The following is a 21,645-nucleotide window of genomic DNA, read 5'->3' on the forward strand; positions in this document are numbered from 1 at the left end:
GTGGATAACTCGGGCGTTCACAGGGCTCACACTGACACGATGGGACTCTTTGGAAGCTCCGACGACGATCTGCAGCGACGGATCGAGGAATTGGAGCGTCGGGTCGCCGCACTGGAGCGCGCGGCGTGGGCGGCCGGTCATTCGGTGGCGCCGCGGCCTGCAGGCCACCCCAGCGAGATGATGGCCAGTCAGATGGTCCGTCAGTTGGCGCTGCAGGGAAACAAGATCGCCGCGATCAAGCTCCTCCGCGATGAGACCGGGCTGAAGCTCAAGGAAGCCAAGGACATCGTCGACCGGCTCGCCTAGTCCATTACGGCGGCAAGCGCCATGTGCCCCTCGTAGCCGAGCGCGTTCGACTTCTCTCGGTAGCGGTCCCGGAGATGCCGGTAGGAATCCTCGTCACCGTTCGCACGGCAGAGCAGTGCGCGCAGGCGCAGCAGGGTGACTTCGCGGGTAACCCAGTCGTCAAGGATCGACACCGCAGCCAATCGGTCGACAACGTCAGCCGCTTCGCGAAGATCGCCGTCGGCGCCCCGTGCGATCAGCATCTCCGCCAGGAACTGACTCGTGACAATGCAATGCGCGAACTGACCCTCGCTGAACAGCTCCTCGTATGCGTCGCGTAGCAGTGGCAGCGTACTGAAGTGACCGTCAGCCATTGCCGACCCATGCGCAATCCAGACTTCGAGAACCGGGCGGTGCGCAAGGTAGAACCGGTTGGTGACGCACATTTCGTGTACCTGCTGTAGCAGGTCCAAGGCCTCGGCGCGATGTTCGGGACCGCGATAGAGCAATGCGATGCCCTTCGTCATCCGGGCGAAGCCCAGTGCGATGTCATCAGCCGACCGCTCGGCGATCGACAGCGCCTCGTCGATGTTGAGCAGCGTGTTGTTATCGGGCAGAAGGACTTCATTGCCGATCGCCATGCAGTAGCCATAGGTGAGCGCCACCCCGAGCGACATCGGGTCAGAACCCCGAACCATCGTTACCGCGCGCTCAATGTCTTCGTGCCAACCGGGGCGTCCCAGTGCCCACCGGCCGACGCTGCGAGAGGCGTACGCAGCCGCCAACGGTGCCCCGAGAATGATGCCGCCTTTGGCGAGGTCGCCGTCGGCCAAGTCGATGACCAGCTGTGACCAACGGGCAACGTCGGCAATATCGCCCACGGTGAGCCTGGCAGCGATCGGTGACACCGACAGTCCCACAAACAACGTCGGATCACCGAGCGACTCGATGAGCGCAGTGTGCTCCGAGGCCAGCAGCACACCGTCGCGTATGTTGCCATGAACGAAATGCTCGCCGATCAGCCCTGCCATGGCGACAGCCAGCGAGGCCTTGTCGCCCGCCTGGTCGCACAGCTCTCGCAGCTCGTCGAAGCGGGCGCCGGTGACGTCGATGTGGGCTCGGAAGGCGTTTGCACACGAGAGCGTGCGCGGAGCGATGCGCATGGTGAGCCGGTCTGCGTCATCGTCCGGTAATGCGTCGGCGATCTTGCCTGCCCGCTCCCAACTGACCTGCGCCGCAGCAACATCGCGGTTGGTCGACCACGTTGCTGCACGCATGTGCCAGGAGTACGCGTCTCGCAGATCACCGGCGGCCTCGAGATGTTGGGCGATCAACGCCGCATTCTCGTCTGCCGATGCAGGGTGGGCGGATTCGATGGCCGCTGCGAGCCGCCGGTGCAGGACGGCCCGATCGGACCGAAGTTGCGACTCGTAGGCCACGGTGCGAACCAGCGGATGGTGGAAGGCGAACTCTGCCTGCGGGGTGAACCGAACCTGAGCGATCAGTGCAGACTCGATCAGTTCGTCGATCGCGGGTTCGATACCCACGCAGCTCAACAGGTCAGCGGTAAATCGGGATCCGATGACCGCGGCGGCGGTCAGCGTGCGTTTGGCATTCGGAGCGAGGCGGTCGATGCGGGCGGCTATTGCCGACTGGAGGGTGGCAGGCACGCTGATCGCCCCGGGCTCACCGCGCAGCACATATGCACCGCGCTCACCGTCCAGCAACCCACGTTCGGCAAGATCGCGCGTGATCTCCATTGCAAAGAACGGATTTCCAGCGGCGCGTGAGGTGATCGTCTCCGACAGTTCGCGTACCTCGGAGTTTGTCCCGAGTGATGCGGAGACCAGCATCGAGATCTCCAGATCATCAAGCGGTGCAAGCGCAATGGTCTGCGAGCTGGGCAATGCGGTAAGCGCGCCGCGATAGTCGGGCCGATAGGTGATGAGCATCAGCGACGGAGTCTGCGGGGTCACCGCCAGGAAGTCGGCAAGCATCGATTCGCTGACCGTGTCGATCCAGTGTGCGTCCTCGATGACGTAGACCGCCGCGGTGGTGCGTGCCAGCGAGGCGGCATTCACCAACTTGGTGAGTCTCCGCCGCCGCGCATCGGGGTCGATCTGCGGCAGTTGACTATCCGGCTCTGCTATGCCGAGCAGGTCGTCGAGCAACTTCAGATCCTCTGGATCCGCCTCGGGCACTTGTGCTCTCACCTTTGTACGAGCCGCGCTTCGACCAAGCTCGGCCACGCCGAAACCTGCTCGCAGTAGGCGTGCAATCGCGTAGAACGGCACCCCGCTGGTGTGCGACTCGCAAAAGCTGGAGTACACCTCCACACCACGCGTTGCGGCCAGCGTAATGACCTCCTGGACAAGTCGGCTCTTTCCGATGCCAGGCGGCCCCGTCACCGCGACTACGCACCCGTGACCGTGGATGGACCGCTCCAGCATGGCTTCCAGGGCAGTGAGTTCCCATTGACGGCCGACCAGCGGCGACTCGTCGGTGTCGGCGACGCTGCGGTTCGGTTTCGGTTGTCTCAGGAGCCGAGCCGAGATGGGTTCGTCGAAGCCTTTGATGTGGACCCGCTGCGGCTCACCCAAGATGACGTGGTCCTGGGTCAGTCGCGCGGTGGAATCACTCAGCATCACACCACCGGCGGGCGCAATGGACTCCATCCGTTGTGCCATACCTACGTGCTCGCCGATAGCGGTGTAACTCACCGCGCTCGAACCGAATTCACCCGCGATCACCTGGCCGGAATCGAGCCCGATCCGCAACTGCAGCGTGACACCGTCACGTACCTGTACCTGGGCCGCCAACAGGCCGGCTTGCGTTTGGATCTCCAGCGCTGTCAGACAGGCGCGGAAAGCGTGGTCTTCCAGTGCGACCGGAGCCCCGAACAGCGCCATGATGCCGTCGCCGGTGAACTTGTCCACGGTCCCTCCGTAGCGTTGCACCACCGCGGCCGACAGGTTGAACAGTTCGGTCATGATTTCGCGCAGTCGCTCGGCGCCGAGCGCGGAAGCTATGCCCATCGATCGCACCACATCGGCGAACAGCACGGTCACTTGTTTGTACTCGGCGGGCGTAGGTTCGGCCACCGAAGCGCCGCAGGCGTCACAGAATCGGGCGCCTGCTCGCGGCTCGGCGCCGCACGTCCGGCAAGTGAGTCGTGCCGTCATCTGACCCCCAGCGGGCCGATTCTGCCCCTATTGAGGATAGGTCTCGGTGCTGGTACCGGGAGGTTATTGGCGCAGGTTCAGCGCGGCCCGCCAGGCGATGAGCTTGTCTTCGTATCGCAACGTCTGGGCCGGGCTCGTGGAGGGAGCCCGGACGTTGGGCCCCGGGGTTGCGGTAACCAGGCGGCGGTAGTTCGTCTCCGCGGCGGCACCGTTGAACACCAGGTGCCCGATGTCGGGGTAGTGCTTGAAGAAGCAAGCAAAATCGTTGGGCACCATGCTGTTCCGTTCCACGGCGGAATCGAGACTGCCCGCCCGGCGGCAGGACCGCAGTACGTCCCACACCGCGACTCCGTTGGCGCGTAGGGCGGCCGTACGTTCCGCATAGGGTGCATCGGCATCAAAACTGTAGATCGCTCCGGTGATGCGCCAGAACGCGTTGCGTGGGTTGCCGTAGTACTGCTGCGACGCGAGTGACATCGCGCTGGGCATGTTCCCGAGGATCAGGACGCGGGCGTCGTCGCCGACAATCGGTGCCAACCCGTGCAGCAGCTCGGTCACGGCACCACCATAACCGCGGCCCTGCCTGGACGTCAGCTCAGGTGATGGACCTCCTGCAGCCCGTAAACCGGGGTGTCCAACCCTTCGAAGCGTGCCTTCAGTTGGAGCGCGAGGTACAGCGAATAATGCCGGGACTGATGGAGATTGCCGCCGTGGAACCACAGGTTCTCCTGTTGGGTGGGCTTCCACATGTTGCGTTGTTCGCCTTCCCACGGCCCGGGATCCTTGGCGGTGTCCGAACCCAGGCCCCAGACCTTGCCGACCTTGTCGGCGACGTCCTGGCCGATCAGGTCAGCGGCCCAGCCGTTCATGGAGCCGAATCCGGTCGCGTAGATCACCACGTCGGCGGGCAGTTCGGTGCCATCGGCCAGGATCACCGAGTTCTCGGTGAGTCGGTCCACCTGACCGTGGGCCAGCTTGACGCTGCCGTCGGCGATCAATTCTGATGCACCGACGTCGATGTAATAGCCCGAGCCGCGGCGCAGGTACTTCATGAACAGCCCGGAGTCGTCGTCACCGAAGTCCAGCTGGAACCCGGCAGCCTCAAGTCGATTGTAGAAGTCCTTGTCGCGCCTGCGGATTGCATCGTAGATGGGCCGCTGAAAGTCGGCCATGATGGAGTAGGGCAGAGATGCGAAGGTCAGGTCGGCTTTCTCGGTGGTCATGCCCGCGGCCACCGCCCGTTCGGAGTACAGGTCGCCCAGCCCGAGATCCATCAGCGAATCTGACTTGACGATGTGAGTGGAGGACCGCTGCACCATGGTGACGTCAACATCGTTCTCGTACAGGGCTTTACAAATATCGTGTGCGGAGTTGTTGGAGCCGATCACCACAGCCCGCTTGCCGACGTAGCGATCTGGGCCGGGGTGGTGGCTGGAGTGATGCTGATCCCCGCGGAACACCGCCTGGCCGGGCAGCGTCGGGATACTCGGCTTGCCCGACATCCCGGTCGCGAGCACAAGGTGCGTCGGGCGCAGCGTGACCTGGCTACCGGCGCGGTCCACCTCGACGGTCCAGCGCTGTTCGGCCTCGTCGTAGGACGCCGAGAGGCACGTCGTCGAGCTCCAGTACGGCACCTCCATGACCCGGGTGTAGAACTCCAGCCAATCGCCGATCTTGTCCTTCGGCGCGAACACCGGCCAGTTCGGTGGGAATTGCAGGTATGGCAGGTGGTCGTACCACACCGGGTCGTGCAGGCACAGCGACTTGTAGCGCTTGCGCCACTGGTCGCCCGGCCGTTCATGCTTGTCGACGACGATCGCAGGCACACCGAGCTGACGTAGCCGGGCTCCCAACGCGATGCCGCCCTGGCCGCCGCCGATCACCAGCGTGTAGGGCTGCTCGGCGTAGCCGAGGGTCAACTCCTCGTCGAGTCGCTTCTCGGCCCACGACCGGGTGTCGACGTCGGATCCGTGCACAGCGCCGAGCGTCCGCGTGGCGCCCTTGCGCTCCTCATGGCCCTTCAGTTCCTGCAGCGTGGTGAGAAACGTCCAACCGAGGTCATCGCGCAACCGGAGGTGACCGTTGCCGCGGCCGGTGGCGGTCTCGAACTCGATGAATGCCGAGGTGATCACGCAATCGCCGTCGAAGTCCTCGGTCGGGGTCTCGCTGGTGCGAAATCCGGACGGGTCGGTATCGGCCAGCCTGGACGTCAGCATGTCGGCGATGCCGTCACGGCCCTCGACGGTCTTGATGTTCCAGGTGAACGCCACCAGGTCGCGCCAGAAGCTGTCGACGGCGAACTTCCCGACGACTGCTGCGACATCCCGGGATGCCAGGGCTGACTCGAAGTCGGCCAGCCAGGCGTCGACCCGTTCCTGAGGTGACAGTGTGCTCAGCGGTGCATGGGTGGTCTGCGTCATGTGAGTCAGCACACACCGTCGCGCCGGTTGCGACAAGGGTTGCACGGGGTTGCAACCCTTCCGCGTTCGTCGTAGGTCGCCTAGAACTGCCACATGAAAGCAGCCGTCTACTACGGACCGAACAAGGTCGAGATCGCCGACGTTCCCGAGCCCCAACCCACTGCGGGCACCGTAAAAATCAAGGTCGGATTCAACGGTATTTGCGGCACTGACCTGCATGAATACTATGCCGGGCCCATCTTCGTGCCGACCACACCGCACCCGCTGACCGGTCAGCAGCTCCCGCTGACGATGGGGCACGAATTCGCAGGCACCATCACCGAGGTCGGGCCGGGTGTCACCGATTACGCGCCGGGTGAGCGGGTGGCGATCGAGCCGATCTACCGCTGCGGGCATTGTGTGCCGTGCCGGGCCGGCACGTACAACATCTGCACGCAGATCGGATTTCACGGCCTGATGTCCGACGGCGGCATGGCGGAGTACACCGTGGTGCCGACGAACATGCTGCACCGGCTGCCCGACTCGGTGTCGCTGGAACTGGGCGCGCTGGTGGAACCGATGTCGGTGGCCTACCACGCCGCCACCCTCGGCGAGGTCGGCCCGCTGCACACCGCGGTGATCTTCGGGGCGGGACCGATCGGCATCGGCTTGTGGTTCGCGCTGCACGGCAAGGGTCTGGAATCGGTGTTCGTCTCCGAACCTTCGCCCACCCGGCGCGCGGCCATCGAAGCACTGGGGGCGAAAACCCTGGACCCGACCCAGGTCGATGTCCCGGCGTTCATCGCCGATCACACGAACGGTCGCGGTGCCGACGCCGCGTTCGATGCCGCCGGGGTTGCCCCAGCGATCGAGGCGGCGACGGCATGTGTGGGCGCCCGCAAGCCGACGATCAGTGTCGCCATCTACGAGAAGCCGCTGGCCACACCGCTGCTCAACCTGGTGATGAACGAATCCCGAATCCAGGGGTCGTTGTGTTACACCTCGGCGGATTTCGAGGCGGTCATCGACCTCATGGCACACGGCGGGTATGACACCACCGGCTGGGTGACCCGGATCGGGATCGACGGTGTGGTGGACGAGGGCTTCGAAGCACTGCATGCGGGAACCAAGATGAAGGTTCTGGTCGATCCGAGCGGAGAAGCAAAATGACACTTGCAGGCAAGGTCGCGCTGGTCACCGGCGCGGGCCGCGGTATCGGGCGGGGCATCGCGTTACGGCTGGCACGTGAGGGTGCCGACGTGGCGCTGGTCGACGTCGCGGCGGACGGAATCAGCTCTGTGGCCGCCGAGGTTGTCGAGGCCGGAACCCGTGCAACGACGTTCGTCGCCGACGTCAGTGACCGCGATTCGGTGTTCGCCGCAGTGAGGCACGCGGCTGAGGCGTTCGGCGGGTTCGATGTCATGGTGAACAACGCCGGCGTCGCACCGGTCGGCCCGCTCGCCGATGTCACACCGGCCGACATCGCCAGGGTGTGGTCGATCAACGTCGACGGTGTGCTGTGGGGAATCCAGGCCGCGGCGGCCAAGTTCATCGAGCTGGGCCGGCCCGGGAAGATCATCAACGCCTCTTCGATCGCTGGTCACGATGGTTTCGCGATGCTCGGCGCATACAGCGCTACCAAGTTCGCCGTGCGAGGCCTGACCCAGGCCGCGGCCAAGGAATACGCGTCGGCGGGCATCACCGTCAACGCCTACTGCCCGGGCATAGTAGGCACGGACATGTGGGTCGAGATCGACAAGCGGTTCGCCGAACTCACCGGTGCGGCCGTCGGCGAGACTTTCCAGAAGTATGCTGGCGGCATCGCGCTGGGACGCCCGGAAACCCCCGATGACGTGGCCGGTTTCGTGGCCTACCTGGCCGGCCCGGACTCCGACTACATGACCGGGCAGGCCGGGCTGATCGACGGCGGGCTGGTGTACCGGTAGGGCCGTGGTGCCTCGTGATGTGATGTGGAGCACAATCAAGGGTGATGTCCGGTTCGTCGGTACCCGAACCTGCGGTCGCCCCCGGTGACGACCCGCAGCGCTACGCCATGCTGCTGTCCGAGGTGTACGACGCCACCATGGCCGGGGGTCGCGCCCCCGCCCGTCCACGGTCATTGATTGCGGATTCGTGGAATCGGCTGCTTGGCAGAGGGATTGACCCTGAACACCACTCGCCGCCCACTGTCGACACCAGTGGACTGGACATGCTGCGGCAGTCGTCGGGATTGCTCGCGGTCCTCGATGACGTGACACGCGGTCTGGATTCGGTGATCGACGAGGGCGACAACATTCTGGTGATGGCCGACGCCAGGGGCCGGGTGCTGTGGCGGTCGGGTTCACCGCGGGTACTCAGCTTCGCCGACCGCCTTGGGTTCGTCGAGGGTGCCTGCTGGGCAGAGAATGCGGTGGGCACCAACGGGATCGGTACGGCCCTGGCTTCGCGTCGCGCGGTCCAGATCTTTTCCGCCGAGCACTTCCTGCGCAGTCATCACCCGTGGACGTGCGCCGGTGCGCCGATCAAGGATCCCCGCACCGGGCACGTGATCGGCATCGTCGACGTGTCGGGGCCGGCGCCGACCGTGCATCCCACCACGGTCGCACTGGTCGACCTGGTTGCCCGGCTGGCCGAATCGCAGTTGCGTGAAGAGCACGATCGCACGCTGAACCGGTTGCGGACCGTTTCGGCGCCGATCCTGGCCCGGATGGGCAGACCGGCGCTCGCCGTCGACCCGGATGGCTGGGTGGCGGCCGTCGATTCGTTACCACTGCACAATCGGGTGCTCTTGCCGGAGAACGGGTTACCCGGACGGGTGTGGATGCCGCCGCTGGGAATGTGTGACGTCGAGTTGCTACCCGGTGGCTGGTTGATCCGGGTGGCCGACGATGCCGAATCGAGCCCAGCGTTGTCACAGGTCACACTCGACCTGCGCGACGCGACCGAGCCGTCGCTGGAGATGGTGGGCCAGTTCGGCAGCTGGCGCCGGAGCATCTCCAGCCGCCACGCCGAAATACTGCTGGTGCTGGCCACCTGCAGGCAGGGCCGTTCGGCACCGGAGCTGGCCGAGGACCTCTACGGCGACCGGTCCCGGGTGGTGACGGTGCGGGCCGAGATGTCCCGGTTGCGTAAGCAGTTCGCCGGCCTGATCTCGGGGAAGCCATACCGCTTCGGTGACCCGGTACAGGTCGACGTCAAATACCCGCACGACATGTCGACACTGCTCACTTCGTCAACGGCACCGGCCGTGCGGGCGGCCCGCGGTATACGTTGACGTGGTGTCGGAGTTGCTCGAGTTGCTCGATGGTCTGGAAGGCCAGACGCGGGCCCAGCGTGCCGAGCTGATCGCGTGGCTGGCCGACCAGGGCTTCACGGTCGATCAGATCCGTACCGCGTCCCCGCCGATGCTGCTCGCCTCCCGTCGGATCGTCGGAGATGACGGCCGGTACGTCAGTACACGTGAGATCAGCGACGAGACGGGCATCGACGTCGAACTGCTGCACCGCCTGCAGCGGGCGATGGGATTGTCCACCGTGGAGGATCCCGACGCGGCGGTACATCTGCGGGCCGATGTCGAGGCGGCGGCCTTCGCCCAGCGTTTCGTCGATCTCGGCATCGAACCGGATGACATCGTGCAGGTTTCCCGGGTGCTTGCCGAGGGGTTGAGTCGGGCGGCCGAGGTGATGCGGTATGCGGCGTTGTCCACGGTCCTGGTGCCGGGCGCCTCGGAGCTGGACATCGCCAAACGTTCGCAGGCCCTGGTGACCGAGATGGCCCCGCTGATCGGGCCGATGATCCAGGACATGCTGTTCGTGCAATTGCGCCATGCGATGGAAACCGAGGCCGTCAGCGCCTCCGAACGCGCGGAGGGGTTGCCGTTACCTGGCGCGCGGCGGGTCACGATAGCGTTCGCCGATCTGGTGGGGTTCACCCGGCTGGGCGAAGTGGTGCCGCCGGAAAACCTTGAGCGCCTGGCCAATCGGCTGGCCGATGCGGCACGCGAGGTGGCCGTGCCGCCGGTGCGGCTGATCAAGACGATCGGTGACGCGGTGATGTTCGTCAGCACCGACCCGGCCGTGTTGCTCGATGCCGCACTGGAGTTGGTGGCCGCCACCGAGACCGACGAGGAGTTTCCCCGGCTGCGGGTCGGACTGGCCACGGGCCTGGCGGTGAGCCGGGCCGGCGACTGGTTCGGCAGCCCCGTGAACCTGGCCAGCCGGGTCACCGGGGCGGCCCGTCCCGGCACGGTGCTGGTGGCCGAATCCACCCGGGATGAGATCGCCGACGAATCCCGCTTCACCTGGTCTTTTGCCGGCGCACGGCACCTCAAAGGGATCAAGGACGACGTGAAGCTCTTCCGCGCCCGGATGGCCTGAGTCACCTCGGCAGCTTTATCGAATCTTCATCGAACGACGAGGGGAGCGATATCGATGGTTGGGAGGCTCGATATCGACATACTGATACATGGAGGACAGCCCGATGTGGACACGGACAATTCTTTTGGGTGCGGGAGCGTTGGTGGCGGTTGCCGCCGCGGCAGGCTGTAGCAATCCCGCCGATCAGCAGCAGGCGAGCACATCTTCGGCCGTTGCGACCACCGTTGCGACTACGACCAGCTCGGTCGCGCCGAGCGTCGACGCCCACAATGAGGCCGACGTGATGTTCGCCCAGCACATGATTCCGCACCATCAGCAGGCCGTCGAGATGAGCGACATGCTGCTGGCCAAAGAGGGCATCGATGTGCGGGTGACCGATCTGGCGACCCAGATCAAGACGGCGCAGGGCCCGGAGATCGAGGAGATGCAGGGCTGGCTCAAGGATTGGGGTAATCCGGCGATGCCGCCGATGCCCTCGGACGGCACGGAGCACGGTGGGCACGGCGACATGCCCGCGATGCAGGGGATGGTGTCGGAGGAAGAGATGAACGCGTTGCGCGATGCCCAGGGCGTCGAGGCGGCCAAGCTCTTTCTGACGCACATGATCGCCCATCATGAGGGCGCGATCACCATGGCGCAGGACGAAATCGACGATGGTCAGTTCCCGGCCGCGCTGCGGCTGGCGCGCGCGATCATCGCCACGCAGCAGCAGGAGATCGACACCATGCACGGGATTCTCGACACGCTCTAGCCTGCCCGGGCGGGCAGGGTGATCGTGAAGGTGGTTCCGGTACCCGGCCCGGCGCTGCTTGCCATGATGCGGCCGTAGTGGGCTTCGACGAGGGCTTTGGCGATGGCCAGGCCGATGCCCGAGCCGCCGCGGTCGCGGTCGCGGGCGGTGTCAGCGCGGTAGAACCGTTCGAAAATGTGCGGCAGGTGTTCGACGGCGATGCCGTCACCGGTGTCGGTCACCGTGAGTGTGACGGCGTCATTCGTTGTGGTCGCGGAGATTTCGACATCTCCGCCGGGCGCGGTGTGTCGCAGGGCATTGTCGAGCAGGTTGCCCAGCACCTGCTCGAGCCGGTGTGCGTCGACCCACAACCGTGGCAAGCCCTCTGGGACAACCGACCGCAGGCCGACCCCCTTGGCGTCGAAGCGGTCGCGCGCCACGGCTGTGACCGCCGCGACCGTCGCGTCCACCGACACCGACGCCGGGTCGATGGTGGCCCTGCCGTCCTCGGCCCGGGCCAGGGCGGCCGCATCGTCGGCGAACCGGACCAGCCGGTGCGTTTGTTGACGCAGCATCGAGACGGTCTCGGGGTCAAGGGTTCTCACGCTGTCCTCGACGGCCTCGAAATAGGCTTCCAGTACGGCCACCGGGGTGCGAATTTCGTGCGCCAGGTCGCTGAACAGTCGGCGCCGGCTCGCGTCCACCGTCTCCAGCCGACCTGCCATCTCGTTGAAAGACCGTGCCAGCGAGTCGAAGTCATCACCGAGGTGCGCCGGCGGCACGCGGGAGTCGTAGTGGCCGTCGGCGATCGCGGTGGCCGCTTCGGCGACGTCGGCGACCGATCGCTGCAGACGCCTGCTCAGGTACCAGGTGACCACGAGCGCGGCCAGGGCGGACACGCACAGCGCGACACCCACGGAGATCACCGTGGCGTAGACGTAGGCCTCCTCGGCGTGCATCTGCTCGGCCGAATGGCCGGTCACCCCGGCGCGGTGCAGGTGCTCACGAAACAACGGCGGTCCGACGACCACGGCCACCAGCCCGATGGTGGCCGCTCCCGTGGCCAGCACCAGGGCCTGGGCCAGCAGCAGCCGGACACTCAGCCTCATCGTCCGGTGCCCATCCGGTAACCGACGCCCCGGACGGTGACGACGTACCGCGGGTTGGTCGGGTCGTCACCGAGTTTGCGTCGTAAGTGGCCGATGTGGACGTCGACCAGATGTTCGTTGCCGACGTAGCTTGGCTCCCAGACGGTTTCGAGGAGTTGACGTCGGTGCAATGCGACCCCCGGGCGGGCGGACAAGGCGGCCAGGACGTCGAATTCGGTGCGGGTCAGCATGATCGGTTCCTCGTCGAGGAAGACTTGCCGCCCGGCGACGTCGATGCGCAGCGCCCCGAAAACCCGGGCGTCCGCGGCGGGGGAGGTGGTGCGCGGCCGGCGCAGCATGGCGCGGATGCGGGCGACCAGCTCGCGCGGGCTGAACGGCTTGGTCACGTAGTCGTCGGCCCCGACGGACAGGCCGACGATGGTGTCCATCTCGGTGTCGCGGGCTGTCAGCATCACCACGTAGGCGTCGGAGAATGTACGGAGCCGGCGGCAGACCTCGACGCCGTCGACCCCGGGCAGGCCGAGATCGAGCACCACGACGTCGGGGTCCACCTCCCGTGCCAGCGTGAGGGCATCGAGTCCGTTGTGGGCCATGCTGACCTCGAACTGTTCGCGCGCGAGATAGCTCGCGACGACCCCGGCGAGCGGGACTTCGTCGTCGACCACCAGGGCGCGGTAACCCGCCGGCATTCGCTCCACCTCCTCATGGTGCACCAGAGCCCACATTAATACCCTAGGGGGGTATAGTATGAAAAGAGGCGAGAACAGTCGGAGGAAGGAACAGTCTGATGAGCGTCCAGACCATCACCGTCACCGGGATGACCTGCGGACATTGCGCAACTTCGGTGCGCGAGGAAGTCGGCAGCATTCCCGGGGTCAGCGCCGTTGACGTCGACCTGGCGACCGGGCAGGTCACGATCGACGCGGAACACCGGATCGATCCGGGTGTGGTCAGTGACGCCGTGGCAGAGGCCGGCTACCAGGTCGCGGGCTGAGTCGGAGGCGACATGAACGCGACGCAGAAGATCGCCGGATTCACCGCCGTGCTCGCGGTGGTGTTCGCCGGTGCCCTCGGTCTCGGGGCGGTGCTGGGTCCGGAAAGCCCGCCTGCCGCCGCAGGCCACACCCCTGCCGCAGGCCAGGATGGCTACACGCTGGAGTTGGCCGAGTCGATCACGACTGCGGGAGTGCAGAAGCCGCTGCGTTTCCGCATCACCGACCCGTCGGGGTCCGTCGTGACGAAGTATGTGGACAGCCACGAGAAAGCTCTGCACCTGATCGTGGTGCGCCGCGATCTGGTCGGATACCAGCATGTACACCCAGTGCTCGACGCCGCAGGTACCTGGAGTGTGCCGCTGGACCTGCGCGAGGGCGGCGACTACCGCGTCTTCGCGGACTTCGTCCCGGCCGGCGGCGATGGGCAGACATTGGGTGCCGACCTCCACGTCGCCGGAGACTACCGGCCACGACCACTACCCCCGGCTGACACGACGACGACGGTCGACGGATACACCGTCACGCTGCACGGCGCACCGGTGCCCGGCGAGCCGGCCGAACTGACGCTGTCGGTCAGTCGCGACGGACGCCCCGTCACGGACCTGCAGCCATACCTGGGCGCCTACGGCCACCTGGTCGCGCTGCGCGCGGCGGACCTGGCATATCTGCATCTACACCCCATGGGTGAGCCCGGCGACCCCGCTACTCCCGCCGGTCCTGACATCGGGTTCCACACCACGTTCGCCAGTGCCGGCGAGTACCGGTTGTTCCTGGACTTCAAGCATGAAGATGTGGTTCGCACCGCCGAATTCACACTGGAAGGATGACATCGTGAGCACCACCGCCGACCATGTCGAGCTGAAGATCGGTGGCATGACCTGTGCCTCATGTGCGGCGCGTATCGAGAAGAAGCTCAACAAGCTCGAAGGCGTCACGGCCACCGTCAACTATGCGACGGAAAAGGCGGATGTGGCTGTCGCCGGCGATATTTCGCCCGACCAGCTCGTCAAAGCGGTCGAGGACGCCGGCTACACCGCTCAGCTGCCACAGACAGCACCGGCCGTCGTCGAGGACGATCCGACCGCTGCCCTGCGTACCAGGCTCATCATTGCCGCGGTCCTGACCGTTCCCGTCATCGCCCTCGCGATGATTCCCGCGTGGCAGTTCACCAACTGGCAGTGGCTGTCGCTGACACTGGCTGCACCGGTGGTCGTGTGGGGCGCGTGGCCCTTCCACCGCGCGGCATGGGCCAACCTGCGACACGGCACCGCGACCATGGACACGCTGATCTCGATGGGCACCATCGCGGCGTTCGGCTGGTCGGTGTACGCGTTGTTCTGGGGCACCGCGGGCATGGCGGGTATGACGCATGCGTTCTCGCTTGCCATTTCCCGCTCCGACGGCGCCGGCAACATCTACCTTGAGGTCGCCGCGGGTGTCACCACATTCATCCTGGCCGGACGGTACTTCGAAGCCAGGTCCAAACGCCGTGCCGGCGCAGCGTTGCGGGCACTGCTCGAACTCGGCGCCAAGGATGTCGAGGTGCGCAGAGATGGTGCATCCCACAGGATTCCGATCGACCAGCTCGTCGTCGGCGATGAGTTCGTGGTACGCCCCGGAGAGAAGATCGCCACCGACGGCGTGGTGGTCGACGGGTCATCGGCAGTGGACGCCGCGATGCTCACCGGAGAATCCGTGCCGGTCGAGGTGGGCCCGGGTGATCAGGTGGTCGGTGCGACGGTCAACGTCGGTGGCCGGCTGGTGGTACGGGCCAACCGGATCGGATCCGACACCCAACTGGCGCAGATGGCCAAGCTGGTCGAAGACGCACAGAACGGTAAGGCCCAGGCGCAACGACTGGCGGACAAGGTTTCCGGCATCTTCGTGCCGATCGTGATCGCGCTCGCGGTCGCCACCCTCGGTTTCTGGATCGGGACCGGGGGATCGGTGGCCGCGGCGTTCACCGCGGCGGTCGCCGTCCTGATCATCGCCTGCCCGTGTGCGCTGGGGCTGGCCACGCCGACCGCACTGCTGGTGGGTACCGGCCGCGGTGCACAACTCGGGATCCTCATCAAAGGCCCCGAGGTACTGGAGTCCACCCGTCGGATCGACACCGTGGTGCTGGACAAAACCGGCACGGTCACCACCGGAACCATGACGCTGCTCGACGTCGTCACCGATGACGAGGAACCCACAGAGGTGCTGCGCCTGGCGGGTGCGTTGGAAGATGCTTCAGAACACCCGATCGCCCGGGCGATCGCCAAGGGCGCCAGGGACAAGGTCGGCGACCTGCCTGCGGTGGCGGAGTTCGCCAACATCGAGGGACTCGGTGTGCAAGGGGTTGTCGACGGGCGCGCCGTCGTGGTCGGCAGGAGCGGACTGCTGACGGATTGGGCACAACCACTGTCAGACAACCTTGCCGCAGCCATGCGCGATGCCCAGGCGCAGGGCCGGACAGCAGTCGCGGTCGGCTGGGACGGCCGGGCGCGCGCGGTGCTCGTGGTCGCCGATGCGGTCAAGCCGACCTCGGCCGAGGCGATCAGCCAACTGCGCGCACTCGGGCTCGAACCGGTCATGCTCACCGGTGACAACGAGGCCGCGGCCAAAACCATTGCCGCACAGGTGGGCATCAAGGATGTCTATGCCGAGGTGCTGCCGCAGGACAAGGTCGATGTGGTCAAGCGGCTGCAGGCCGAAGGCAAAGTGGTCGCGATGGTCGGCGACGGGGTGAACGACGCGGCGGCGCTGGCCCAGGCCGACCTCGGGTTGGCCATGGGCACCGGCACTGATGTCGCGATCGAAGCCGGCGACCTGACGCTGGTCCGTGGTGACCTGCGTGCGGTGCCCGACGCGATCCGCCTGTCCCGCAAGACATTGGCCACCATCAAGGGCAACCTGTTCTGGGCCTTCGCCTACAACGTTGCCGCGCTCCCACTGGCCGCCGCGGGGCTGCTGAACCCGATGCTGGCCGGTGCGGCCATGGCATTCTCATCGGTGTTCGTGGTCAGCAACAGCTTGCGGCTGAGGCGGTTCCGCTGACACTTTCCTCGCGGTGGAAACTCGCGGTGCCCTCGGGGAGTCTGTCTACTGAACAGGAACCGGGGTTCCTTCTGACGGCTGGACGATCACGAAGCCCTGGCCGTGGAACGCCACCTGGAGTGCCTCGCCGGAGCCCCGGCCGATCAGCGCGCTCGCCTTGAAGCTGGTCTTCAGTTGGGTCTGCAGGTTCGCCGACCAGGCGACCACGGCATTGGTGTCGGCGAACGTCGGCGCTTCGGCGGCGTCGAGCACCACGGGTGGACCGTCGGTGGTCAGCGCCACCCAGCCGCTACCGCGCAGCGTGGTGTTGAAGAGCCCACCGGTCGCGATGCTTCCACCCTTCACCCGTTCGATGTTCCAGTCGAGGCTCGACGAGAATGCCAGCACATTCTTTCCGCTGATGGACAGGCCGCTGTTGTTGAGCTGCAGTAGATGTACGTCGAATCCCTGGTCGGCCAGGAACACATCACCGTGACCCTGGCAGCGCATCAATGGCAGGCCTTCCCCGGTCAGCGCCTTCTTGAGGAATTTCGACGCACCGCCGCCCTCGAACGCGAAGTCGACATTGCCCTGATAGGCCACCATTGATCCCTGCCTGGCCATGAACGGCTCGCCGAGGCGCACGCGCAGAAGTTTCTGGTTCTGGTTGGCGATCGCGGCGGCTTCTTTCTCGCTGAAGCGGCCGTCGACGAGATCGCCGGAGATGCCTGCGAATCCATCGCCCTGGGGCTGAGCCTGGGGGCGCGATTGAGCCTGAGCCTGCTCTTGTGCCTGGGGCTGGGCGGGGCCCGCGCTCAATGCGGCCGTACCGATCTGGCCGCGGTGTGACACCTGGTCGGTCCAGGACTGGCCGTCCCACCATCGGTACTCGTAGCGTCCTTCGGGGTCCGGCAACCACTGACCATTCATGCGTTCACCGTAAGGCACCGGCGCGGGCGCGACCACTGGCATCCTGGTGGTATGGCAAAGGAAATTGACCCGGTCCGGGCCCGCGGTGCGCTTGCGGTGTTCAAGCAGCACCCGGGCATGGTGCTGTTCGCCGTGTCACCGGTGCTCGTGGCGCTCGGCGTGGTGTGGTGGGTGGCCGGCGCAGGCTGGGCCGCGCTGCTGCTGGTCGCGCTCGTGCTTGCCGGGGGTGCGGCGCTGGTGGTCAAACGCAACTGAGCAATCGGCGAGCGCGCCGACCGACTGTGTTCGCTCGTGGTGAACGCCGCGCCAGCTGCTGTGTAACGGTGTAATCATGTAATCATGAGACATCAACATTCGTCCGGCCGCCGTTCCGGCGGCTGGCAGCAGGCCCAGCAGCCCGACGCGGCTGACGCCGGCGAGTGGTTCGCCGGCCGGCTGCCCGATACCTGGTTCGACGGTGACCCGACGGTGGTCGTCGACCGTGAAGAGATCACAGTCATCGGCCGGTTGGCCGAACCGGCGGACTCCGAGAGCGAGGCCAGAGCCTCCGGGCGGGTGGCCCGATTCCGGGAGGAAACCCGCGGCGAACGGATGCAGATCGCCGACGAAGCTCAGGACCGCTTCGGCCGCAAGGTTTCCTGGGGCGTGGAAGTTGGTACCCCGCCCGAGCGAACCCTGTTCACGCACATCGCGGTTCCGGTGATGACGCGGCTGCGTCAGCCGGAACGGCAAGTGCTCGACACCTTGGTCGACGCCGGGGTCGCCCGCTCGCGCTCCGACGCTTTGGCCTGGTCGGTGCGGCTGGTGGGTGAGCACACCGAAGACTGGCTGGCCAAGCTGCGCGACGCGATGAAGTCCGTCGATGATCTGCGCACCGAGGGTCCCGGGGTTTAAACGCGGGTCATCTCCCAGTACCGGCCGTGCCGGGCGACCAGTTCGGAATGGCTGCCGCGTTCGATGATCCGGCCTGCGTCCATGACCAGGATCAGGTCGGCATCCCGGATCGTCGAAAGCCGGTGGGCGATGATGAAACTCGTCCGGTCACGGCGCAGCTCCGCCATGGCGTGCTGGATCAGCAGTTCCGTGCGGGTGTCCACCGAGCTGGTGGCCTCGTCGAGGATCAGCAGCCGGGGCTGGGCCAGGAACGCCCGGGCGATGGTGATCAGCTGTTTCTCCCCGGCGCTGATACTGCCGGCGTCGTCGCTGACCCGGGTGTCATAGCCGTCGGGCAGGGTGTGCACGAAGCGGTCGACATAGGTGGCGGTGGCGGCCGCGATCACCTCATCCTCACGCGCGTCGGGCCGTCCGTAGGCGATGTTGTCGAAGATGGTGCCGCCGAACAGCCAGGTGTCCTGCAGCACCATGCCGATCGAGGAGCGCAGCGACTGGCGGCTCACCGTGGAGATGTCCACCCCGTCGATGCGGATACGGCCGGAATCGACGTCGTAGAACCGCATCAGCAGGTTTACCAGCGTGGTCTTGCCCGCACCGGTGGGGCCCACGATCGCCACGGTGCTGCCGGGTTCGGCCACCAGCGACAGGTCCTCGATCACCGGCGTGCCCGGCCGGTAGCTGAAGTTCACCCGCTCGAATTCGACCCGGCCACCCCGGAATTCGAGGACCTTCTCGGCGTCGGAGGACTCCTCGTCGGCGTCGAGCAGGTCGAATACCCGTTCTGCGCTGGCCACCCCGGACTGCAGCGTGTTGTACATCCCGGCGATCTGTGTGAGCGGCTGGTTGAACTGCCGGACGTACTGGATGAAGGCCTGGATGCTGCCCAGGGTGATCTGTCCGGTCGCCACCTGCAATCCGCCGACCACCGCCACCGCCACATAGCTGAGGTTCCCGATGAACATCGTCGCCGGTGACACCAGCCCCGAGAAGAACTGCGCGGCGAAGCTCGACTGGTAGACCTCGGAGTTCAGTTCGCTGAAGCGCTGTTGTGCGGCAGCCCGGTGGCCGAACGTCTTGACGATCGTGAAACCGCTGTAGGTTTCCTCGATGTGGGCGTTGAGCCGCCCGGTGTTGCGCCACTGCGCGACGAACAGCCGCTGGGACCGGCGGGTGATCCAGCGGATCACCCACAGGGTCAGCGGCACCGTCACCACGGTGAGCAGGGTGAGCAACGGTGAAATCGTCAGCATCATCACCACCACCGCGACCACCGTCAGCAGTGCGGTCAGCAGCTGGTTGATGGTCATCGACACCGACGACTGCATGTTGTCGATGTCGTTGGTGAGGCGGCTGAGCACCTCGCCGCGCTGGCGGGAGTCGAAGTAGGACAACGGCAGTCGATGCACCTTGTTCTCGACGTCGGCGCGCAGCGCCACCATGGTGCGCTGTACGGCGACGACGAGAAGCCGGGCCTGCAGCCAAACCAGCAGCGCGGCAACCAGGTACAGGCCCAGGGCCAGGGCCAGGGTGCGCGCCACCGCGCCGAAATCGACACCGTGGCCGGGCACCACGTTCATGCCGGAGAGCAGATCGGCGAATGCGGTGTCGCCCCGGGCCGTGGCGGCCTCGATGGCCTGTTCCTTGGTCAGCCCGGCAGGCAACTCGCGGCCGATCACACCGTTGAACAGCAGGTCGGTGGCGTGTCCGAGGATCCGTGGACCGATCACGCTGAGGGCGATACCGGCGATCCCGAGCAGTATCACCGTGATGGCCAGGGCCCGTTGCGGCACCAGGCGTTTCACCAGGCGCAGTGCCGAACCCTGGAAGTCTCGGGTGCGTTCGACCGGAGCCTGCGCGGCGCGGCGCATCGTCGGCCCGGTCATTGCGGCTCTCCGACACCGATGGCCTGGGACTCGGCGAACTCGGCGTAGGTGGGGCAGTCGGTCAGCAGAGTGTCGTGGGTGCCCAGTCCGACGATCTGTCCGTCTTCGATGACGATCACCTGGTCGGCGTCGGTCACCGTGGAGATCCGTTGCGACACGATGACGACGGCGGCGTCGGCGGACACCTCGCGCAGGGCCCCCCGAACCCGGGCATCGGTGTGCACGTCGAGCGCGGAGAACGCGTCATCGAAAAGGTAGATCGGCGGGCGGCGGATGACGGCGCGTGCGATGGCCAGCCGCTGTCGTTGTCCGCCGGAGAAGTTGATGCCGCCCTGCGCCACCGGCATGTCGAGCCCGTCGGCGTGGGTTGCGACGAAATCGGCGGCCCCGGCGACCCGCAGCGCCTCCCACATCTCGTCCTCGGTCAGCAGCTGCCCGGGGGCCGCGCCGTAGCTCAGGTTCTCGGCGACCGTTCCGGAGAACAGGTAACCGCGCTGGGGCACCAGACCGATGACCGACCACAACTGTTCGGTGTCGAGGTCGCGCACGTCGACGCCGTCGACCCGGACCGTCCCCGCGGTGACGTCGTACAGCCGGCACATCAGCGACAACAGCGTCGACTTGCCAGAGCCGGTCGAGCCGACGATGGCGGTCGTCGTACCGGGCCGCACGGTGAACGAGACATTCTGCAGCACCGGACGGTCCGCGCCCGGATAGCTGAAAGTGGCATCCCGCAAGCTGATCTCGCCGGCGATCTCGGTCGGCCGCACCGGGTCTGGTGGGCTGACGATCGCGGGACGGGTGGAAAGCACCTCGGTGACACGCTCGGCGCACACCGATGCGCGCGGGAAGATCACCAGCATGAACGTGGCCATCAGCACGGCCATCAGGATCTGCATGAAGTAGGCCAGGAACGCGATCAGCGAGCCCACCTGCATCTGACCGGCGTCGATGCGGAGCCCGCCGAACCAGATCAGCGCGACGCTGGAGACGTTGATGACCAGCGTGGTGACCGGCAGCATCAGCGCCTGCCAGCGTCCCGCATCGAGCGCGGTGTCGGCCAGGGCATGGTTGGCCTCGGCGAACCGGACGCGTTCGACGGGTTCGCGGGCGAACGCGCGGATGACCCGGATCCCGGACAGCTGCTCACGCATCACCCGGTTGATCCCGTCGATGACGCGCTGCATGCGGTGGAAGATCGGCATCAACTGCCTGATGATCGCGTAGTTGGCCAACGCCAGCACCGGAACACTGACCAGCAGCAGCCACGACAGTCCGGCGTCCTGGTGCAGGGCCATGACGATTCCGCCGATGGACATGATCGGTGCGGTGATCAGCATGGTGCAGGTGAGCTGGAGCAGCTGCTGGATCTGGCTGACGTCGTTGGTGGTGCGCGTCAGCAGCGACGGCGCGCCGAATCGCGCGGTCTCCTCGGCCGAGAACGTCGTCACCTGCCCGAAGATCGCCGAGCGCAGGTCGCGTCCGAAACTCATGGCCGCGCGCGAGCCGAAATACACCGCACCCACCGCGCACACCACTTGTAACGCGGTGACGGCAAGCATCACCCCGCCCAGTTCGACGATGGTCTCGGTGTCGCCCTTGGCCACCCCGTCGTCGATGATCGCGGCGTTGACGGTCGGCAGATACAGCGAGGCCAGGGTGCTGACCACCTGCAGCGTGGCAACCACCGCCAGCAGCCCCCGGTACGGCGGCACGAACTGTCGCAGCAGCGCCAAGAGCATCCAGCTACTGTCGCATACCCGGCTGTGTAGCCACATGCTCGGCCACCGCTGTGGATTGGCTGCCGAAACTCCAGGTCAGTCGGCATGTCGGTAGGTGTGGTT

19 protein-coding genes are annotated in these 21,645 nt (G+C 66.2%); 11 read left to right on the forward strand and 8 right to left on the reverse strand.

What is annotated here, in order from left to right; all coding sequences use genetic code 11:
• Positions 1-39: 39 nt before the first annotated feature.
• A complete protein-coding gene (locus M1247_RS05875; RefSeq protein WP_317155333.1) occupies positions 40-306 on the forward strand; it encodes a ribosomal protein L7/L12 in 267 nt (88 codons plus the stop codon).
• Here the strand turns inward: M1247_RS05875 and M1247_RS05880 are convergent.
• The 3 genes from M1247_RS05880 to M1247_RS05890 form a co-directional block, all read right to left on the reverse strand.
• Complete coding sequence (locus M1247_RS05880; RefSeq protein ID WP_317155334.1) at positions 303-3,386, reverse strand: ATP-binding protein; 3,084 nt, start codon at positions 3,384-3,386, stop codon at positions 303-305. The two genes, M1247_RS05875 and M1247_RS05880, sit on opposite strands and share 4 nt — an antisense overlap.
• Positions 3,387-3,530: 144 nt before the next feature.
• A complete protein-coding gene (locus M1247_RS05885) occupies positions 3,531-4,025 on the reverse strand; it encodes a DNA-deoxyinosine glycosylase (protein WP_317155335.1) in 495 nt (164 codons plus the stop codon).
• 32 nt (positions 4,026-4,057) lie between these two features.
• Positions 4,058-5,887, reverse strand: coding sequence for a flavin-containing monooxygenase (locus tag M1247_RS05890; protein ID WP_317155336.1), 1,830 nt, complete (start codon positions 5,885-5,887; stop codon positions 4,058-4,060).
• Positions 5,888-5,980: 93 nt separating this feature from the next.
• On the opposite strand from M1247_RS05890, the gene M1247_RS05895 reads away from it, so the two are divergent.
• The 5 genes from M1247_RS05895 to M1247_RS05915 all read left to right on the forward strand — a co-directional run bounded on the left by M1247_RS05895 (position 5,981) and on the right by M1247_RS05915 (position 10,993).
• Positions 5,981-7,036 carry a 2,3-butanediol dehydrogenase gene (locus tag M1247_RS05895; RefSeq protein WP_317155337.1) on the forward strand — a complete coding sequence of 352 codons (1,056 nt, stop codon included), beginning with the start codon at positions 5,981-5,983 and terminating at the stop codon, positions 7,034-7,036.
• Positions 7,033-7,812 (forward strand): acetoin reductase, encoded by a 780-nt coding sequence (locus tag M1247_RS05900; RefSeq protein WP_317155338.1) that lies wholly within the window; start codon positions 7,033-7,035, stop codon positions 7,810-7,812. Before M1247_RS05895 ends, M1247_RS05900 begins: the two co-directional genes overlap by 4 nt.
• A gap of 44 nt (positions 7,813-7,856) precedes the next feature.
• Positions 7,857-9,140 (forward strand): GAF domain-containing protein, encoded by a 1,284-nt coding sequence (locus tag M1247_RS05905; RefSeq protein WP_317155339.1) that lies wholly within the window; start codon positions 7,857-7,859, stop codon positions 9,138-9,140.
• Between the two features lie 4 nt (positions 9,141-9,144).
• Positions 9,145-10,242 (forward strand): adenylate/guanylate cyclase domain-containing protein, encoded by a 1,098-nt coding sequence (locus M1247_RS05910; protein WP_410506817.1) that lies wholly within the window; start codon positions 9,145-9,147, stop codon positions 10,240-10,242.
• 103 nt (positions 10,243-10,345) lie between these two features.
• Positions 10,346-10,993 (forward strand): DUF305 domain-containing protein, encoded by a 648-nt coding sequence (locus tag M1247_RS05915; protein WP_317155341.1) that lies wholly within the window; start codon positions 10,346-10,348, stop codon positions 10,991-10,993.
• Here M1247_RS05915 and M1247_RS05920 read toward each other — a convergent pair.
• A complete protein-coding gene (locus tag M1247_RS05920) occupies positions 10,990-12,081 on the reverse strand; it encodes a HAMP domain-containing sensor histidine kinase (RefSeq protein WP_317155342.1) in 1,092 nt (363 codons plus the stop codon). The genes M1247_RS05915 and M1247_RS05920 overlap by 4 nt on opposite strands.
• The gene (locus M1247_RS05925; RefSeq protein ID WP_317155616.1) at positions 12,078-12,770 is read right to left on the reverse strand and encodes a response regulator; all 693 of its coding nucleotides are present in this window, start codon (positions 12,768-12,770) and stop codon (positions 12,078-12,080) included. The genes M1247_RS05920 and M1247_RS05925 overlap by 4 nt, the downstream gene beginning before the upstream one ends.
• 98 nt (positions 12,771-12,868) lie before the next feature.
• Here M1247_RS05925 and M1247_RS05930 point away from each other — a divergent pair, with 98 nt between their 5' ends.
• The 3 genes from M1247_RS05930 to M1247_RS05940 are packed head-to-tail and all read left to right on the forward strand — an operon-like array spanning position 12,869 to position 16,115.
• The gene (locus tag M1247_RS05930; protein WP_317155343.1) at positions 12,869-13,075 is read left to right on the forward strand and encodes a heavy-metal-associated domain-containing protein; all 207 of its coding nucleotides are present in this window, start codon (positions 12,869-12,871) and stop codon (positions 13,073-13,075) included.
• 12 nt (positions 13,076-13,087) lie between these two features.
• On the forward strand, positions 13,088-13,903 hold the full coding sequence (locus M1247_RS05935) for a DUF8832 domain-containing protein (protein WP_317155344.1): 816 nt from the start codon (positions 13,088-13,090) through the stop codon (positions 13,901-13,903).
• The gene (locus tag M1247_RS05940; RefSeq protein ID WP_410506825.1) at positions 13,866-16,115 is read left to right on the forward strand and encodes a heavy metal translocating P-type ATPase; all 2,250 of its coding nucleotides are present in this window, start codon (positions 13,866-13,868) and stop codon (positions 16,113-16,115) included. The genes M1247_RS05935 and M1247_RS05940 overlap by 38 nt, the downstream gene beginning before the upstream one ends.
• 45 nt (positions 16,116-16,160) lie before the next feature.
• Here M1247_RS05940 and M1247_RS05945 read toward each other — a convergent pair whose 3' ends face one another.
• Entirely contained in the window at positions 16,161-17,024 is an 864-nt protein-coding gene (locus M1247_RS05945) for an AIM24 family protein (protein ID WP_317155346.1), read from the reverse strand.
• A gap of 51 nt (positions 17,025-17,075) precedes the next feature.
• On the opposite strand from M1247_RS05945, the gene M1247_RS05950 reads away from it, so the two are divergent.
• A complete protein-coding gene (locus M1247_RS05950) occupies positions 17,076-17,279 on the forward strand; it encodes a hypothetical protein (protein WP_317155347.1) in 204 nt (67 codons plus the stop codon).
• 84 nt (positions 17,280-17,363) lie between these two features.
• On the forward strand, positions 17,364-17,918 hold the full coding sequence (locus M1247_RS05955) for an ATP-binding transcription factor AbmR (RefSeq protein WP_317155348.1): 555 nt from the start codon (positions 17,364-17,366) through the stop codon (positions 17,916-17,918).
• On the opposite strand, the gene M1247_RS05960 is transcribed toward M1247_RS05955, so the two are convergent.
• Together M1247_RS05960 and M1247_RS05965 are read right to left on the reverse strand one after the other, a co-directional pair.
• Complete coding sequence (locus M1247_RS05960) at positions 17,915-19,801, reverse strand: ABC transporter ATP-binding protein (protein WP_317155349.1); 1,887 nt, start codon at positions 19,799-19,801, stop codon at positions 17,915-17,917. The two genes, M1247_RS05955 and M1247_RS05960, sit on opposite strands and share 4 nt — an antisense overlap.
• Entirely contained in the window at positions 19,798-21,543 is a 1,746-nt protein-coding gene (locus tag M1247_RS05965) for an ABC transporter ATP-binding protein (protein ID WP_317155350.1), read from the reverse strand. The genes M1247_RS05960 and M1247_RS05965 overlap by 4 nt, the downstream gene beginning before the upstream one ends.
• Positions 21,544-21,645 lie beyond the last annotated feature (102 nt).

It is taken from the genome of Mycobacterium appelbergii, from assembly GCF_032883035.1.
Classification (GTDB): Bacteria; Actinomycetota; Actinomycetes; order Mycobacteriales; family Mycobacteriaceae; genus Mycobacterium; species Mycobacterium appelbergii.